Origin of the sequence: Salmonella sp. SAL4457 (assembly GCF_046548235.1) — a bacterium.
GTDB lineage: Bacteria > Pseudomonadota > Gammaproteobacteria > Enterobacterales > Enterobacteriaceae > Salmonella > Salmonella enterica.
Window position 1 is genome coordinate 1 of record NZ_JBGDZO010001446.1, and the last position, 231, is coordinate 231.

Annotated in this window: 1 protein-coding gene; it reads right to left on the reverse strand. The window is 64.9% G+C overall.

The features are described 5' to 3' along the window. Nucleotides 1–231, reverse strand: a 231-nt coding sequence (locus ACLJNW_RS28960) for a hypothetical protein (RefSeq protein WP_410962132.1), incomplete at both ends; no start/stop codon positions are given.

Here is a 231-nt window from a genome sequence, read left to right on the forward strand (position 1 = left end):
GGGTGTAGGCGTCGTCGATGAACACCTCGTTCAACTCACGGATGAAGCGCTGGACGTCGCCGCCATAGTCCTTGTCGATCGAGCCACGGACCTTCTCCACCTTGGCGTGGACCTCCACCGAGCCGCTGCGGATCTCCAGCCAGTCGGCCTTGTCGGCGTCCAGCGCCTGGATGAAGTCGGCAATCGCCTGGCTGCTGTCCTCGCCCGGCTGGATGTCGAGGAACGGCTGGC